Source organism: Lentibacillus songyuanensis (genome assembly GCF_039548255.1).
Lineage (GTDB): Bacteria > Bacillota > Bacilli > Bacillales > Amphibacillaceae > Lentibacillus_C > Lentibacillus_C songyuanensis.
In genome coordinates this window covers 65442-81551 of record NZ_JBCLVH010000019.1, presented here as the reverse complement: position 1 = coordinate 81551, position 16110 = coordinate 65442, and the positions used below count along the sequence as shown (strand labels likewise).

The 16110-nt window shown below is 33.7% G+C and carries 19 protein-coding genes; 15 read left to right on the top strand and 4 right to left on the bottom strand.

All coding sequences use genetic code 11. The features are described from left to right. Nucleotides 1–91 precede the first annotated feature (91 nt). The 3 genes from WMZ97_RS16555 to WMZ97_RS16545 form a co-directional block, all read right to left on the bottom strand. Entirely contained in the window at nt 92–415 is a 324-nt protein-coding gene (locus tag WMZ97_RS16555) for a hypothetical protein (RefSeq protein WP_343273202.1), read from the bottom strand. A 112-nt stretch (nt 416–527) separates the two neighbouring features. Further along, nucleotides 528–887: a DUF2178 domain-containing protein gene (locus WMZ97_RS16550; protein WP_343273201.1), complete on the bottom strand. Its 360-nt coding sequence runs from the start codon at nt 885–887 to the stop codon at nt 528–530. Further along, a complete protein-coding gene (locus tag WMZ97_RS16545) occupies nt 874–1110 on the bottom strand; it encodes a helix-turn-helix transcriptional regulator (protein ID WP_343273200.1) in 237 nt (78 codons plus the stop codon). The genes WMZ97_RS16550 and WMZ97_RS16545 overlap by 14 nt, the downstream gene beginning before the upstream one ends. Before the next feature lie 585 nt (nt 1111–1695). On the opposite strand from WMZ97_RS16545, the gene WMZ97_RS16540 reads away from it, so the two are divergent. Next, the gene (locus WMZ97_RS16540) at nt 1696–1875 is read left to right on the top strand and encodes a hypothetical protein (protein ID WP_343273199.1); all 180 of its coding nucleotides are present in this window, start codon (nt 1696–1698) and stop codon (nt 1873–1875) included. Between the two features lie 34 nt (nt 1876–1909). Here WMZ97_RS16540 and WMZ97_RS16535 read toward each other — a convergent pair whose 3' ends face one another. After that, nucleotides 1910–2563 carry a helix-turn-helix domain-containing protein gene (locus WMZ97_RS16535; protein ID WP_343273198.1) on the bottom strand — a complete coding sequence of 218 codons (654 nt, stop codon included), beginning with the start codon at nt 2561–2563 and terminating at the stop codon, nt 1910–1912. Nucleotides 2564–2904: 341 nt separating this feature from the next. On the opposite strand from WMZ97_RS16535, the gene WMZ97_RS16530 reads away from it, so the two are divergent. The 14 genes from WMZ97_RS16530 (at nt 2905) to WMZ97_RS16470 (ending at nt 16091) form a co-directional block, all read left to right on the top strand. Next, nucleotides 2905–3111: a helix-turn-helix domain-containing protein gene (locus tag WMZ97_RS16530; RefSeq protein WP_343273197.1), complete on the top strand. Its 207-nt coding sequence runs from the start codon at nt 2905–2907 to the stop codon at nt 3109–3111. 309 nt (nt 3112–3420) lie between these two features. Next, nucleotides 3421–3744: a DUF771 domain-containing protein gene (locus tag WMZ97_RS16525; protein ID WP_343273196.1), complete on the top strand. Its 324-nt coding sequence runs from the start codon at nt 3421–3423 to the stop codon at nt 3742–3744. Between the two features lie 17 nt (nt 3745–3761). Next, a complete protein-coding gene (locus tag WMZ97_RS16520) occupies nt 3762–4673 on the top strand; it encodes a transcription termination/antitermination NusG family protein (protein ID WP_343273195.1) in 912 nt (303 codons plus the stop codon). 275 nt (nt 4674–4948) lie between these two features. Beyond that, a complete protein-coding gene (locus WMZ97_RS21965; protein ID WP_405027705.1) occupies nt 4949–5281 on the top strand; it encodes a helix-hairpin-helix domain-containing protein in 333 nt (110 codons plus the stop codon). Between the two features lie 329 nt (nt 5282–5610). After that, nucleotides 5611–6276 carry a MarR family transcriptional regulator gene (locus tag WMZ97_RS16515; RefSeq protein ID WP_343273194.1) on the top strand — a complete coding sequence of 222 codons (666 nt, stop codon included), beginning with the start codon at nt 5611–5613 and terminating at the stop codon, nt 6274–6276. A 284-nt stretch (nt 6277–6560) separates the two neighbouring features. Next, nucleotides 6561–7169, top strand: coding sequence for a ReoY family proteolytic degradation factor (locus tag WMZ97_RS16510; RefSeq protein WP_343273193.1), 609 nt, complete (start codon nt 6561–6563; stop codon nt 7167–7169). Nucleotides 7170–8162: 993 nt separating this feature from the next. Continuing rightward, the gene (locus tag WMZ97_RS16505) at nt 8163–8369 is read left to right on the top strand and encodes a hypothetical protein (protein ID WP_343273192.1); all 207 of its coding nucleotides are present in this window, start codon (nt 8163–8165) and stop codon (nt 8367–8369) included. Then, nucleotides 8363–8815 (top strand): hypothetical protein, encoded by a 453-nt coding sequence (locus tag WMZ97_RS16500; RefSeq protein ID WP_343273191.1) that lies wholly within the window; start codon nt 8363–8365, stop codon nt 8813–8815. The genes WMZ97_RS16505 and WMZ97_RS16500 overlap by 7 nt, the downstream gene beginning before the upstream one ends. A gap of 12 nt (nt 8816–8827) precedes the next feature. Then, nucleotides 8828–9280, top strand: coding sequence for a metal-dependent hydrolase (locus WMZ97_RS16495; RefSeq protein WP_343273190.1), 453 nt, complete (start codon nt 8828–8830; stop codon nt 9278–9280). A gap of 280 nt (nt 9281–9560) precedes the next feature. Then, entirely contained in the window at nt 9561–10634 is a 1074-nt protein-coding gene (locus tag WMZ97_RS16490; protein WP_343273189.1) for a ParM/StbA family protein, read from the top strand. Continuing rightward, a complete protein-coding gene (locus tag WMZ97_RS16485) occupies nt 10624–10995 on the top strand; it encodes a hypothetical protein (RefSeq protein ID WP_343273188.1) in 372 nt (123 codons plus the stop codon). Before WMZ97_RS16490 ends, WMZ97_RS16485 begins: the two co-directional genes overlap by 11 nt. A 191-nt stretch (nt 10996–11186) precedes the next feature. Beyond that, nucleotides 11187–11567: a hypothetical protein gene (locus WMZ97_RS16480; protein ID WP_343273187.1), complete on the top strand. Its 381-nt coding sequence runs from the start codon at nt 11187–11189 to the stop codon at nt 11565–11567. A gap of 249 nt (nt 11568–11816) precedes the next feature. Next, nucleotides 11817–12842 carry an LPXTG cell wall anchor domain-containing protein gene (locus tag WMZ97_RS16475; protein ID WP_343273186.1) on the top strand — a complete coding sequence of 342 codons (1026 nt, stop codon included), beginning with the start codon at nt 11817–11819 and terminating at the stop codon, nt 12840–12842. A gap of 75 nt (nt 12843–12917) precedes the next feature. Next, nucleotides 12918–16091 carry a hypothetical protein gene (locus WMZ97_RS16470; RefSeq protein ID WP_343273185.1) on the top strand — a complete coding sequence of 1058 codons (3174 nt, stop codon included), beginning with the start codon at nt 12918–12920 and terminating at the stop codon, nt 16089–16091. Nucleotides 16092–16110: the final 19 nt, after the last annotated feature.

Below are 16110 nucleotides of genomic sequence, written 5' to 3'. Positions count from 1 at the left end.
ATTCCATAAGTTGGAATTGCCTAGTCTTTACTGGAGTGATGTGACCATCCTCCATTTGAACTAAGAACATTTCGCACCGCAAACGCGCCCGTTAATGGTACAACTGACCTTCTAATATTTGATTACATAAATCCGAGCATAGACCTTGTTCTCTATATCTAGAAAGCATTTCAGTTACATCAACATCTATCCCATTATCTTGTAGTATTTTCTTGAGCTGCGAAAGTGTTATATTGGGATGAATCTTTGCCTTCTTATCGGGAAAAGACATATGAAGTGTTATATTAATTTCATCTAGTTTATTATTCTTTTCCTTAGCAGTAGATGTGAAGGTCAATATCGTTTCAACAAAATCAATATCCGCATTAGATAGCCCCTTATTCTTTAGCCAATCACTAGCAGTTTCGATCTCCATACTATTCACCTCTTATTTAGCAAAATGACCCAATTCTTTAGTATTGGGCGCGGATCTTTATTCAAGAATTGCGCCCGATTGTGTAACTTTAGAACATCTATCTTTTCTTTAGCTAGGAAAAATCTTTTTTGTATCGAACAGTTAAATATATTCCTGAAGCAATGAATGCAATAGCATATTTAAACAAGAAGAAAATTTGCCACATATATTCTTTCGGGAAAATTACATCGCATAAAATTATTACAAATAATATAATCACGGCATTATTTAAATATATTTGACCTGTTCTTTCATCACCTTTTCCCATCTTCAAAGTATAAACAAACAGCATAATGATCCCGACTACAAGTAATACAAAACCAATACCAATAAGCATGTTCCAATTACTATTTGATTCTTCTGCCCAAATTTTTAAGGGTTCAAAAATTGTATTTGTTATTTTCCCTGTGATAGAATCATCATTCATTTTCATCACTTCCCTTCACATAAGTAAAAATATCGTTGACATCTACATTAAAAAAATTGGCTATTCTAAAAGCTAAAATAAGAGACGGAGAGTAATTGTTTTTTTCCATAACAAATATGGTTTGCTTAGACACGCCAACAGCGTCTGCCAAGTCTTTTTGCGTCATTCTTTTTAAAACCCTATGTTCATAAACTTTATTTTCAATGTAATCCTCAAATTTATCTTTCAAGGTCAGCACCTTCCTTTTAAGCTACACTTTCATAGTAAAATATTTTTATGCGAAAGTAAAGTAAACTTATACAAAATAAACAAAAAATTAGATTAGACTCTAAATAAATAATTAGAATCTAACCTTTACTTAACAATGCAACAATCTGGCCCGATTGTTGAACAGAGCAAACCAACCTTCAATACCATTATATTAACATAAAAAGATCGCTTTCCTAACATTTCTAATATAAAATCGTTGGTGGAATAATTGAATATGATATAAATCGCATTAAGTATAACATTGGAAATATTATAGGGATTAGCATACATTTTTAGTGCGACAGCAGTACATAGGATCAATGTACCTCTGCTAATTGGGCAGTTATTTTTTACACTTATTCAAGTGATAATATCGGCTAAATCCCGTCATACCAATAAAAATAGAGATACAAATTATTTATTTGTATCTCTAATTAAATTGAAGTGTCTATTTATGTTTTCTCTTTCAGAAGTGAACCGGTCACTCTTAATGGTGAGTTTCTTTTTCTCTTTTAGAAAAGTATGGTATAATCACTATAAAACTTTTAGATTGGACGTATGGTATATGGTAAAAATAATACCCTTTCGTACTAGGGAAGAATGGGAAAAAGAGAAAACGGCAAAAATTATGAAAGACTGGTTAAATTTCTTAGAATTTGAAAAAAACTATGCTACATATCAGACAAAAGAAAAACCCCTAGAAAATGATATTCTAAAGTGGCTACAAGAAAATGATATGATATAGTTTTTGTTTCTCTACCCTATTTTTGTTTTTTTATCTAGTAATTACTTCTATATGACCCGATTACCTTACCGATGATTTGTACGTCATTCTCAACCATATTTATTATTTGCGGAAGATATTTAGGGTTATTACTGTTAGGTATAAGTGTCAATATATCCTCTTCAATCTTAACCTTAGTCAAAATAACCTTATCTTTGCTGCCAATCAAGACAACTGCGTAATCTCCATCCTGAACAATTTCATTTGTTCTAATTAAAGCTAAACATCCTTCGGGAAATTCTCTATCCATGCTATCGTCGCTTATCACCATATAAAATAGCTTAGATATTCCTTTTTCATTAACATTAAGTAGTGGTGGTGCAGGTGCATAGCTAATTATATGTTCTTTTCGTAATAGTGGCTCCTTTGGTGAAATACTTTCCATAATTGGGATTTTGCCTTCTTCTTGGGCAATTATTTTTTTCTTCTTATCATCATCAAAACCTAACAACTCGTTAATGGATACACCAAAAAATAATGTTAAATATCGAACAGATGTAAAAGACGCATCATAACCATTTTCCCATTTTGAAATCATACTTTTGTTAAAGTTTATATTAAATTTTTTATTTATTTGTTCCACTAATTCATCCATAGTCAAATTTCTTTCTTTCCTAATCTTTTTTAAATTCCTTGAAAATCCATTCAAAAAATCCCCTCCTTTATATCAACATTTTCATTGGATAATGATTTAATCTGTTAGCTTAATAATTTAGTTGTTCAGTTACGCAGAGTTGCGTTGAGTTACGTTGAGTTGTTTGTTTATTAGTATACATTATGTGTTTCCATATAGCAACTTTAATGTTCATAATCATTCAATTTGTTCCCATTACGACAACAAAATAGGGTATTTTGAACTAAAATAGGAAAAAAGAACCATTAATTTCAGTTGATTTATTTTTTTTGTTATATTACACTTGTACCATATTCATTAATTATAGCAATCATCGTTTAATTGGAATATTCAAGCAACAGGAGGGGGTGCTTTCGTTGGTGGTTACTGATTCAGGGTTTCCTAAATTAAAAAAGCTACTAAACGAAAAAGGTGTGAATGAAGAAATCGCTGCACTAATCGGGGTGAGTGATACAAGATTGGATTACATACTAAATGGTACCATTGGGTTTGATTTTTATGTAAGCCATATCATCAAGATTTGTGATCACCTTGAAATTGATATGGATGATTATTTTTTTTAGCACTTTGTTTCAAATAAGCAACATAAATCATACGAATTCCCGATTTAACATGTTTTGCAAACTATAGCATCATGATGTATATGACTATGACTACTATTTGGGGATGAAAGTTCCTTTGAATTGTTTCTATTTCGACAACTAAGTCTTGCGATCTATTATTATGTTGGTGTATAATAACTGCAATCACTATTTTGGGGGTAAAAGTTTTCCTTCCCTTTTTTTTACACTAATTGTTTCTATTTGGAAACAACATATTATCTACTAGCAGTTTTTCGTTTCTTTACTAATAACAAAGGTGAGGGTTCAGTGATGTCAGTACAGAAAAAAATTGAAAATGAATCAATGCAAGTTCTTATTTTAATTGAAAAATCCGATTTAGAACTACTCAAACAGTCTTACTTAAGCGGGATTTGGTGGAACATGGCAGAACTAGAGGTACGAATTAATCACAAACGTGATTGGATCAAGCAAAACATTTTATATCCAACACAATTCAGAAATATTTTGGATGTGAAAAATGGCGGTTTTGTTTATTATCCAAAAAACAATGGGCAGTCATGGTCGTTTCAAGCAAGTAAGATGTCAACGTTTTTGGATAAATATTTCGGAGAAATACATAATCACCAATTTTAAAAGGGAGAGATTAAAATATGGTTGCTGTGTTTGCTATTCAAGTAAGAACGGGTTTGGAAATTAAAGCGAAAGAAATGTTGAAGCACGTATTTGGGCAAGCAAATGAGTTTCTTGTTAAAGGAATCTATGCACTTGAAACTTATACGGAATTTATCAATAGCCAGACAAATACTATTGATACAAAGGCAGAGATTAATGAAGGTGATATTTCTAGCCACTTGATAAAAGATCGTTATCGTTCCGCGATCACTAATTTGCGCTTACAACTTGAAGCAATAGAGCGATACAACTCTCCGGAATATGAGAATAAAAAAAGCGTATATCGTCAACAAATTCGTCAACTTGAAAATGAGATGACGACCATTAAAAAAACTTCCAAGTCCTTACATAACGTTATGAGTGGATATATACTTGTTGAATTGGAGCATAACTCTACATACTTGCCTAAGAATATATGGCATTTAATTAAGAATGTACCATTTGTAAATAAAATATTGAGTACTACCCCAATTCCAGAGGAAGAAATGCGTTGTTTTATCAATAATTTAGAAGAAATTACTTTACCAGAAGCAGAAATTAACTTTGGAAAACAAACGGATGAAGAAACAATCGATGAAGTGCAAGCTAAGTCACTGACAGAATTGAACCAAAAAGAAACAACGAAAGAATGGCAAAACAAATTATTGGATCGAATTGATGATATAAATGTAAGTGTTGTAGAAAAGATAAAAACCTTGCTTGAAAATAAACCTGTCCTTCATAAGGTGAAAGCCTTTGTAAAACGGAGTGCCGAAATAGTGTCTATGCCATTGCACTATTTAGAAAAACTCTATACAAATGAGGAATTACAATGTATCGGACAAAGGTTAAACAAAAAGAATTTCCTGCACCGTTTGGATCATTTTACTAATGAAGAGACTCTAGAATAATGGATGAGTATACTCGAAAAGTAACGCAAATCATTTTCCAATCAAATAATTTTTTGATTAGTGTATTCCAAACTGAACATCATGAGGAAATAATAGTTTCAGGAAGCATGTATGGTGTAGAGAAGAAGACGAATTAACAATCAAAGGCGAATGGAAAACACATCCTAAATAATGGGCAACAGTAACAGGTGAAGGGATAGGAACGGTCAATTCAATAGATCAAGTTACAGCATTTCTATCATCCGGTTTAATTAAAGGCGAATGGAAAACAAGCTATCGAGGTTGCTGATAAACTCGGTATAAAGGAAATCTTTGCACAATTACCAGCATACGGTATAACACCAAATGTAACATTAAAACTTTATAAAAAATACGGTTCGGAAAATGTACGAGGCACACTGCAAAACCCATATAGGGTAACTGAAACAGATGGGGTAGGCTTTCTGACAGTTGATGTAATTCCCGAAAATGGGAATCTCACCAACATCAGATCGAATAGCAGCCTGTATCAAGTTTGTTTTGAATTGTATTTATTAGGAAAAAAGACACTTTGCTTTGTCACGGAAGATGATCTTGTGAAAGAGATATTGTTTTGTTTTAAATCATAACACTAGCGTAAACGATCAAGTGCAACAAGACGACCTTCAACAGGATATTTACAGTCTAGAAGATATGGTTTTAGTTATTGAACAAAGCTTATTTAAAATACTTATTTGAATATGAACCAGTAAGCCCAGAAACTTTCAAAAATGACAGGTTCTCGGGATGGCGAAGCTATGCCCTTCTTAGATAAGCATATAAATATGTATCAAATATTGCATTGTCCTTGCAAACAAGCAACGTGAAGCCTATAAAGCGTGAACACTTCCGGAACAATGAGGGAACAGTATAGCACTCTGGTACAAGGAGTACTATTTTTTTTGGGGAGAGATATATTATGAATACATTGTTACAAAAACGAATGCAGCAGGCTGAATCAAATGCTAGAAAGCGAGATGAGAGCATACAGCAAGAAACTCTGATCGACTTAAATGTAGTGAATCAAGTTGAAGAAAAAGCTAATAGCTTAGGTTATGGACTTTATAAGAAAAAGGATAAAAACAATGCCAATTTCACACAAACGATTAATGATAATTGGGACATTGTTATTCGTAAAAAATACCTGACAGCCAGTGAATTGACTTTTTTAGTATCTGTACAATCATTGATAGAATTCAACGTTAATGCGATTTCTGACAGGAACTCCGGTCAATTTATGACTATATCGGAAATTGCAAAATACTTAGGAAAGGAACGCTCAGGAGTCAGTAAAACAATCCAATCCTTAATAAAAAAAGGGATATTGTTTGAATTCGTAAATGTCGATGAAATATTAGAGCATAACCGAAATGTTAGTACACGTGCTTTATTCGTCAATCCGGAACTCTTTTATGCAGGAGACAAAAACAAAATTGATGGGGCCTTAACCATGCTTGTAAGCAAATATGATAAATTAGAAAAAAACAACATTTTATTAGATTGGAAGGTTTGGAAAAAAGCAGGCGAAACATTTGGGAAACTGTACCAAAGGAAAACATATTTAAAGTTGAAGAAAAAGTGTTAAAAAATAACACACCATAAAGCGTTTGTAAATCAACATTTTCAGTTTTATCTAGTTAGGGTATGTAAAATTTTACACACCTATTTAGACCGGAAAAGTGTGAAAAGGGGGTGTGTAAATTTTTATATACATGTATGTAAATTTTAACACACCCTAAATAAGCTTAAATGTTGATACAATAACTTTTTTAGAACTTAGGGCTATGTCGCCCTATCTCACTCTTATATATACAGCTGGAATTTCAAATTTTTCTATCATAAAAAAGTAAAAGGAAGGGGCTAAAATCCATGATTGAGACAGCAGATAAAAAAGTTTTTTTAAAATGGTTTTTAGATAATCATACATTAAAAATCCGTCAGTCTGTTTGGATACTAAACTATATTTTAAATCACCAAGAATTGTTATCTAATGTTCACTTTGTCCAAGATGTTCGATTCTGTCCAAGAGGAATATTCATATCAACAACAAATTCAAAAGAATTACCTTTTAAATATTTTGATGGTAATACCATTCATACAAATGCTGAAAAAGTATTTGATGATCTTCGTTCGGATCATGGCCAACCGTTATATATTGAATTAAATTTTAAAAACGTTAATCAAACCATTGAATATATCAATGTTTTAGAAGAAAATCCTTTTATTCCGTTGGATTATCATATTGGTGAAAAAGAAAGTAAACTTGCTGAACAGTTTTTGATACAATCTATCTTGCAAAAGCAAAAAGTCGATATTAAACAACTGATTGATCAAGCATTGGATAATCATGATAAAGACAGGTTTTATCAACTATCCAAAGAATTGCTTTACCTGGAAGAAAATAGTAAAGGGAAGGTACCATTCAAATGGTGTAAAAGTGAACGATTTAATGAACGATTTAATGAACGCATTACATAATGCCAAAGCCGAGCAAGTGTTAATTATGTAAGATGCAACTTCGTAATTAATACTGCTTTGATGGTCATATATTTACAGGATGATGTGTGGTGCGTTTTCTAAGGTTTTCGTTATCTACATCCAGCGATCAAAGACCATTATAAAATATTTAATTCATCAAAACAATTTACAAAAATGGTAGAGCAAAAGACTTAAAAAGTGGAAATGGGGCTGGACAGACTTAGGATAGGGTGCAGAGTTACATCTTGAAATACATGCAAAACCTTTATCAAGCGCAATACATTTTTATATCGGGCCGGCAAAATGCGTTAAGTGGTAGTCTTGCTCCATTTTGAAGGTCCGATTACAGATGTATATAAATTAGCTGGATCAACCAATTTCGAGTTCCCTCCCTTTCTCGTTATTGCGGTTGATTCAGCTGATTTGTATATATCTTCTTGTATTTTTCAAGCAAACGAAAAAGGTGATGGCACATGCTGTCTACCTATTGCTGACCAGCCCGATTTTTTGTTTTCAAGATACAAAAACAAAAATCTGATGTAATTACTGTGCACGGTTACCTTTTATCTAAATGCTGATATATAACTAAAATGAACAGCGAAAGGAGGAATTTGTTTGATGGATTAAATGGATATTACCATGTGTTGCTGCTTCCAGATTTGGTATTTGTGACTGTTTTTTTCGGATGTTGAAATAGAAGATAAGGCAAAACAGCATTGTTTACAAGGATGTTATCCAAAACGGTATCTTATTAGGGTAGAAGGGAAATATCCGATTTGTACTGAATAATGGAGTGATTATTTGAAACTAGAAAAATGGTTCACATGGTAAGCGATCTACACCCTAAAAGGAAAAGAATATAAACCTAAAAAGAGAGTCTGTTGCAGAAAGATGTTCCTGCTGGTACGGACTCCTTTTTCATTAGAAATATTGGAAAGACCAATGGACTTGTAGAAAATGTGGTAGGGAATTGATAAGAAAAGGGGATAGGAAATGTTATATAACGCTGTGTTTAGAACAGGCAATGCTGAAATTCACGTTGATCGAAAAGAAAAGGATAAGTGGACTATTACCGTTTTTACTATTGAGCATGCGGTAAAAGAATTATCAAAACAGCTTATTATGACCAGTTACAGGGAGGCCTATTCGTATATTGAGCGTAATTTTATTAAAAATATTAAAGAGGAAATCGTATGGTGAAGGTTGCATTTAATACAATAGCTGCTCAAACACTCCTTTTTCTTTTGGTGTTGCCTTTTATCGTGAAATTCATGCTCTGGACATTTGATTGGGCTCTGGATATTGGGTTAAATGCCTATATGAAAATGACATTAGCATTTATTGTATATTACATTTTTCTTATATTAGTTCCTACCGGTTTTAATGTTGTGTGGGATGCGTTTAAAGTAAAACATCCAAAGCGTATCTTAATTACCCTAGCTTATGCGGTTGCTCTTTTAGGGATAATTCCATATGTGGTTCATTTATTTCTTAATGGGATCTACGTTCTTATTGCTTGTTTTAGTGTTTTCATAGCAAATAATTGGGTCATTAAATTTAAAAACAAAACAAAGTTTGTACTTTCTATTACCCCAATGGCAATCATTATAATGATTGCCATTGGTAATTATATTTGGACAGTTTAAGGAGGTGTTTTAATGGAATGGTCAACACACGCATTGTCGGGTGTTCTCGCAGGTTATTTAGCAACTGGTGGTGATTGGAAAGGTGCAGCTGTTGGTAGTATTGCAGGAGTAATACCTGATTTGGATGAACCAAAATCTAAGTTTGGAAAAGTTATTTTTCCTATATCGCTACCAGTAAATAAAATATTCGGTCACCGTACACTTACGCACTCATTATTATTTGCAGTAATATTGAGTGCTATTTTATATCCGTTTACACAAAAGTGGATCTGGTTAGCGACTTTAGTTGGTCTGTTAGCACATGTTGCCGGGGATATGCTTACTGGTACAGTAAAATTCCTATATCCATCCAAAAAATCAGTGGGCATTAGAATTCACCCGTCACAATTCAAGTTAATTGATAGTACATCAAAGGCATTATTGCTTGTGGGACTATTTGTTGTGATAGTTCCTAGTCTGCTTTAGAGAAAGGATTGATTCAAATAGAAAAGGCGGTTTTTAAATATAAAGTTAACAAATACAGAAAAAACAAGAATCCCAGTAATTTTAATGGCAAATTACGGCCATATTGGCAAAAGCAATTTGAAGATATGTTTAAGGTTTGGAAAAAGGTAAAATCAAATGATTAACAGTGAAAAGATTAATGATATCAGCTAGTTGTACGCAGCTTCTTCTGGCTTAATTCCAAAAAATCATGTCTAGGTACAAGTGTATTAACAGTATTAAATAAAGGTGGCGATTAAACGTGTCAAATAATATTGAGCATGTTGCGGTTGATTTGGGCTATGGTTTTGTAAAGGCGATTGCTTCAACCTCAGGTAAACGAGTTATTTTCCCGTCTTTGGTAGGTAAAGGCTATGACCTTGGCGTTGCTGGAATGTTTGGTGATAAAAAGAATGATATTTCCAATATATTCATCAGTTATGATCAAGAGGATTATTTTGTTGGAACATTAGCGGAAAAAGAATCCAGAACAGTATCACGCATATTTGAGCAGGAACGTTTCGAACATTTATATACAAAAATACTTTTGAATACAGCTATTCAAATTGTGACAGAAGGGAAGATGGATCAGGTCAATGTTTCAACAGGGTTGCCATTGGACTTTTATCAGGCGCAAAGGAAAGAGTTTCAACAGTCTATCTTAGGTTTGCAGCCGTTGGTAGAATGGAAATCCGGCGAGTTAAAAGGTGAAACCCTTCGAATTAATGTCAATCAAGCGTTGGTTTTTCCACAAGGGGCGAGTGCGGTGTTTTCGGCTTTAATTAATCATGAAGGAAAATTTACATATCCGCATTTGATGAATATCGGAAATTTGATTGCCCTTATTGATATTGGTTTCCGGACAACCGATTATATTGTTGTTGAAATGCAAGAGGACAGCTCTTTTGTTCCAAAGGTGAAATTGTCAGGAACGATAGATGAAGGTGCGATTAACTTATATCAAGATATTAAACAGTTTTATAAGAGGGAAACAGGTGGGGCAGATTTAAACGAATTTCATATGTCACGCATATTAAAAAATGGTTTTATTACCTATAAAGGAAAACGAATTAATTTTAATGATGCAATCGAATCAAGCAAAAAATCTATTGCGACCAATATATCAGATCGTTTAAAAGTAGTATGGGTAGATGAAGCTGATTTGTTTGATGCTATATTTCTAGCAGGTGGCGGAGGGATATTGTTTGAGCAATTCATCCAGCCCCATTTTGACAATCGGTTAGAGATTATATCCGAAAGTCAGTTTGCAAATACGATTGGCTATTTACGATTAGGAAAAAGAAAATTTAATCTGGTGAGGTCTTATGTCGAATGATACCTGGAAAAAACGGTATTCTTTTCGTTTAACAAATGGTGATAAGGATATATGTGATTTTATTCAATCCTCAAAGGAAACAGAAAGTGAGACGATACGAAGATTATTAAAGTTTGCCCTGGCGCAAATGGAAAAGGAAAAACGAAGTCAGCAGGAAAATAAACTTATTTATAACATATTAAGCGAATTACAAGGTATAAAGGAACAACAAACGAAAAACCATCAATCTTTGGTTGAAAAAATTGATAAGGGAATGGTTATTAAAGATAAAAAGGGCGAAGATGAAGAACAGAAAAAAATAGACCAAAGCATTGAAAACAGTATAGATTCCGTGCTTGATATGTTTGGGATGACTGATTAAGGCAGAGTGTGTTATACGCAATCTGCCATTTTTACATAATTTTTCACACATAATATAAAACGATAGCAATGACAAGAAAACAATATATTGTGGTTTTGACCCCGTTTTAACACAATATACTGATTTACGTTATTCTTGGTTGTATGATTGAAGCACCTTGAAAGACATAGTAATCAAAGGGGGTAAAAAAATTGGGAAAGACAAGTAGAGACTTGGCGGGCAATACAGCGTTTGGCTTTATAGTAGGTTTTCTAACAAGGAAAGGATATGATGCATTTAATCAAAAAGTGATGGTAAGGAAACACAATAACACAGGTGAAATACCGAAAAAGAAATCTATGTTTCTTTCCATCGTTTTAGCATTATTGTTTGGCGGTTTTGGTTTGTTTTATATTTCACCACGAAATGCCATTCTGTTGACATTTTGGGAACTAATAATGTTTTTATTTTCCGTAGGAGTTTATAATCTCTTGTTCAGACCAGTTATCCTATTACTAGCATTTTCGGCAACACTCAGTCATAACAAAATGGCACTCTATTTATTTAACAGATTTGGGGGTGACGGAAAATGAGTATATTTCAACGACTAGTGATACTGGTAGCAAGCGTTATGCTAATATTCATTTCATTACCTTATTTGGTGAATGAAGATCTATACGGGCAAGCAAGTTCCTTTCCATTGGTTATCAATATTGTATTTGGTTCTAATCTAGCCTTATATAATTTTTTACTAATATATAAAAAGGCAACAACGGTTCACATAGTTGTGGAATCTGAAGAATTAAGAAATAGAACAGACAAAAAAAGGGGAGAGGATAATTGTGTTTAAGAAAATGTTGATGGGTATTTTATCATTGGGATTGGTAGGAAACATGATTTTACCGAGTGGATCGGCCAGTGCTGAGGACATTGGAAAGTGCTCAATCACAATTGATGCGAATAAGCATGTAAATAACAACTTTGCTCAGGCGACAGGGGTTTGCGGTGATACGTATGGGTTAGTCGATCCGGATGGTATTCCTTTCATTACTGGGCCTGTTAGCAAAAATGTTTCAAACGGGGAAGTTGTACGACTTCCAATGTTGGATAGAGATCATGATTTGTATGTAACTGTTATTCCGAAAAAACAAAAGGCTAATCCTAAACCAGAACCGAAGCCAGAACCGAAGCCAACACCAAAACCAACACCAAAACCAAAGTCGGTAAATCCGAAACCGAAAGAAAAAAAACCGAAGACTGATTCAAAACCGAAAAATAATCCTAAGCAGGTAAGGAATAAGTCTGATTCAAAGACAACAAAAAAAGCAAAACAAAAAAAATCGAAAACTAAAACGCCAAAGCAGTCAACAAAACCAGAACAGCCTAAAAATATGATAACTAAACCAGATAATCAATCGAAAAATAATACTGTATCACCATCAAAGAAAGAGTCACAAAAGAAACAAAGCAAGTCTAACAAGGGAAATAAAAGCGGTGTGAAAAGATCAACAGACAAAAATAATGATAATGATACATTACTTACGATTACTGAATTAAAGGAAAGGGATGCCCAAGTAAAAAAAGAGGGAGATAAGCTAGTCGCAGTAGTGAAAGATAAAAATGGAAAAGATATTAAGCACAACGTAACGAAAAAGGAAGCAGAAAAGTTGGGTTTCCAGAAGAAGGATGAAAACCTACTTGATGAAAAAGAGAAGGCAAAACAAAAGGATGAACTGGTTTTAGCAGCTGATAAAGATGATGGTGCAAATTCAGGAAATACAATTATGTACATTATAGTAATTGTTATCGGTTTGCTGTTAAGTATCGGTGCATATTTCTATTATAAACGCAAAAAAGAAACAACGTAAATATTACATATGAAGGACTAATCCACCAATCGGATTAGTCCTTATTTATTGGACGAAAAGGAAGGAGTAAAACAAATGCAACAACGATTACGGAAATACGTTGGGATCTTAATGGTTATTTTAGCTGGGCTAGTTTTTTTATTGGATGGTCAGGAAGCGAGCGCAAATGCCCATACTTCCATTGGATTACGTGATGGGAATGCTTCATGGGGGGATGGTGGGTATAGACCAAGTAGCAAACAAGCCGGATCTAAAACTAGCGCAAGAGATGTAGATTCGAAAGTTAAAAAAGCTTGGCAAAAAGGGAAAATAACGAGAGGCCATAAATATCCAAGAAGCATTTATAATCCAAATAAAGGGAATAAACTGGGGTATGACGTATATCAAGGAAAAACAAATAACGATTTTAAAAAAGGATGGCGGGTTGTTCCATCTGGAGGTGAAAAGTTTTTTTCGTTTGATGGATGGGCCGTTAATGAGGGTTATTATCACCATGATAAACATAATACCGCAACTTATATAGGGATGATAAATACAAAAACGAAAGAAAGAAAAATCTATAAGGCACGACTAACAAACCTAAACGCAGGTAAAGACTTAGAGTATTCAAAGAGGTCAAATTCCGGTGCAATTAATAATAAATGTCCTAACACTGGTTCTGGAGCGTTTCAAAAATACAGTGATCAATGTAACATGGAATATAAATGGGCTGGATTTCGTGCATACATTCCATTAAATGATTTGTTTAAAAATGGTAATGAAGAGTGGAGATTTTACATTATTAAAGCAGTGAAAGGGTATAAAAGAGATCAAAAACTTATATATGATGAATTGGTGCTACCATATGAACATGAAGGTATTAATTGGAATGACGGAAGGCTAATATTAAAGAGTGGTAGTGATTTAGGAAATATGAGAATGACAACAAGCGATGTTATTCGGAGAACAAAACCGAGAAGTGCTGAAAGCGGCTTAAATAGGGGATATTTTACTGAAAACAAAATTTATAAATGGGTTAGTCAAGATGAAAATTCCGGGGTTTCCGTTTGGCATGGGGTAAAAAGTTCGCATGATAAAAATAAGACAAGGTATGCAAACTCCATGTATTGGGAGTTTGGAGGTAGTATCGCAACATTATCATGGAAACGAACTAAAGCAGATGTAACCATACAGCATATTGATGCAAAAACAAATACGATTTTGGAACAAGAAACAATAGAAAAAACCATTGGAAATGCCTATACTTTTGCACCGAAAACTAAAGGAACCTATGAAGATAAAAATGGATATCAATATATTGCAAGTCCACATAGAAGTGATCAAACAAAAAAACAAAAAATCACCGGTGATACTACCATTAAATTTTATTATAAAGTGATTTTACCTGATCCGACGCGTGTGGTTGAAGATGGTGAAGGAAAAAATACACATGGGCATGCAAAGGGTATGGCAAGCTGGGAACTAGCTAAAGAAAGCCAAAACGCAGAAAGCATGCTGCATGGGATTAATAACTTTACACCTACAGGAACACACTATGCTATAAGAAATGTGCAACATAAATTGAAGCTAGGAGATCATACGGAAAAAAGGGAAAGTCCGATAGCTTTATTAGTAAATCCTTCACTTGTGAAGAATTCAGATATGGAATATGATTTCAAGTATGAGTACACGAACTATTATGAAATTAAATATAAGTGTGTGGATAATGATGGTAGAGATTATTGCTATGAGTGGCAACAGGATGAAATTGTACCGGCGTGGAAAAAGCCGTACGGACAAACATTCAAGCTCTCCGATACCGAGGGAACGTTCACACATTCAACGACTAGTCGGTTAGGAAGAATTAATAATAAAGATGCGATCATTTATAATAATCCCACGGATAAAAACGGAACAAAAGCAGGCGACAAATTTGGGTATACTTATTTTATTAAGGAACAAGCAATAAAAGGCAATGATGTGTACTATCGTATTTCCAATAAAGCAGACGGTACCTTTGAACAAGAAGCGATTGGATGGGTAAATGAACTAGATTTAACCACGTATACACATTATGGAATGGATACGAAAAAGAAGATCCTTACTGTAGATGGGAAAGGTAAATCATACACAAGAGCTTGGGGATGGGATAAGCAGCATGTTCATAATCTTTCAGGTTACAAAGGTAAGAAGTTCCATGTAAATAAAACAGAATCAGTAGGTGACAATGTTTGGTACAGAGGTAAAATTGATGGGAAAGGCAGTGATGTTTGGATACATCAAAGTAATACGGACTCAACCGAAACCATTCAAATCAAGTCAAGTGAAAGTAAGGTAATTAAAATAGGTCAATCAGTAGATTCTTTAAAGTTGAAGATGGATCACCAACATGGAGAAACGTTCATATTTGATAAACAGAGTCCAGTAAATATTTCGTTATTGGTAGGGCGTGAAGATATTATAACGGAGCGTGAACGTATAACGAATAAAAATAAAGAGGAATTTAAAGTTGATCGGAAAGATACTAAACTTGATACGCAACTGTGGAAGGATATTTCTGAAATAATCAAGTATAAATCAGATTTTAATAATTACTTTTATGTGATTGATGGGGATAAATACTTTTTCCCAAGTGATTTAGATAAAAACTTGCAAGAAAAATACAAGAATAATACACCGTTTAGCGATTATGGGAAATACGCTATTCCGTTGAGGATGAAACTGGGACAAAAAAGTGCTACGTTTTTATCGGAGGACAATTTCTTTGTAACAAAAAAGACTGGTTTTATCTTTAGTCTCCCTTATTATGAAACGAGCACGAACCGAATTAATGCTTTTGCCAGGCAAGAGTATGAAGACTATACCAACAAGACGTTTGACGAAACAGATACGGTTGTGACAATCCCAAGTGATGGTTCTCGTTATTATTTAAACATTGACTTAAAAGGGGGGCAGAGGCCAGGTATAAAATATGATGATAATGTTGTGGTGGGTAAATTAGGGTTGAGCGATATTACAGTTCATTTAATACAAGACTTAGAGTTCGAGCATTATTTGTTTGGGGATGTGAATGATGATCCTTACTTTGTTGAGCAAGCTACTTCCGTATTGGATAATGTTCAGTATGAAAACACGATTACGTTAACACAGTCACAAATGGATCAATTAAAGGAAATTGAGGAGAACAAGGAAGGAGAAATTCATTCATTCAGGGCAACAGATGATGATGAAATATATGATGCAGTAAATGGAATTGTGCCACTTCATTAAGTGGTTCAATTTTTTTTAT

Excerpts from the sequence above, each read along its gene's own strand:
- WMZ97_RS16520 (WP_343273195.1), top strand. The coding sequence starts at position 3,762 with ATGGTTGCTGTGTTTGCTATTCAAGTAAGAACGGGTTTGGAAATTAAA.
- WMZ97_RS16555 (WP_343273202.1), bottom strand. The coding sequence starts at position 415 with ATGGAGATCGAAACTGCTAGTGATTGGCTAAAGAATAAGGGGCTATCT.
- WMZ97_RS16500 (WP_343273191.1), top strand. The coding sequence starts at position 8,363 with ATGGTGAAGGTTGCATTTAATACAATAGCTGCTCAAACACTCCTTTTT.
- WMZ97_RS16485 (WP_343273188.1), top strand. The coding sequence starts at position 10,624 with ATGTCGAATGATACCTGGAAAAAACGGTATTCTTTTCGTTTAACAAAT.
- WMZ97_RS16515 (WP_343273194.1), top strand. The coding sequence starts at position 5,611 with ATGAATACATTGTTACAAAAACGAATGCAGCAGGCTGAATCAAATGCT.
- WMZ97_RS16550 (WP_343273201.1), bottom strand. The coding sequence starts at position 887 with ATGAAAATGAATGATGATTCTATCACAGGGAAAATAACAAATACAATT.
- WMZ97_RS16540 (WP_343273199.1), top strand. The coding sequence starts at position 1,696 with ATGGTAAAAATAATACCCTTTCGTACTAGGGAAGAATGGGAAAAAGAG.
- WMZ97_RS16495 (WP_343273190.1), top strand. The coding sequence starts at position 8,828 with ATGGAATGGTCAACACACGCATTGTCGGGTGTTCTCGCAGGTTATTTA.
- WMZ97_RS16525 (WP_343273196.1), top strand. The coding sequence starts at position 3,421 with ATGTCAGTACAGAAAAAAATTGAAAATGAATCAATGCAAGTTCTTATT.
- WMZ97_RS16510 (WP_343273193.1), top strand. The coding sequence starts at position 6,561 with ATGATTGAGACAGCAGATAAAAAAGTTTTTTTAAAATGGTTTTTAGAT.
- WMZ97_RS16470 (WP_343273185.1), top strand. The coding sequence starts at position 12,918 with ATGCAACAACGATTACGGAAATACGTTGGGATCTTAATGGTTATTTTA.
- WMZ97_RS16505 (WP_343273192.1), top strand. The coding sequence starts at position 8,163 with ATGTTATATAACGCTGTGTTTAGAACAGGCAATGCTGAAATTCACGTT.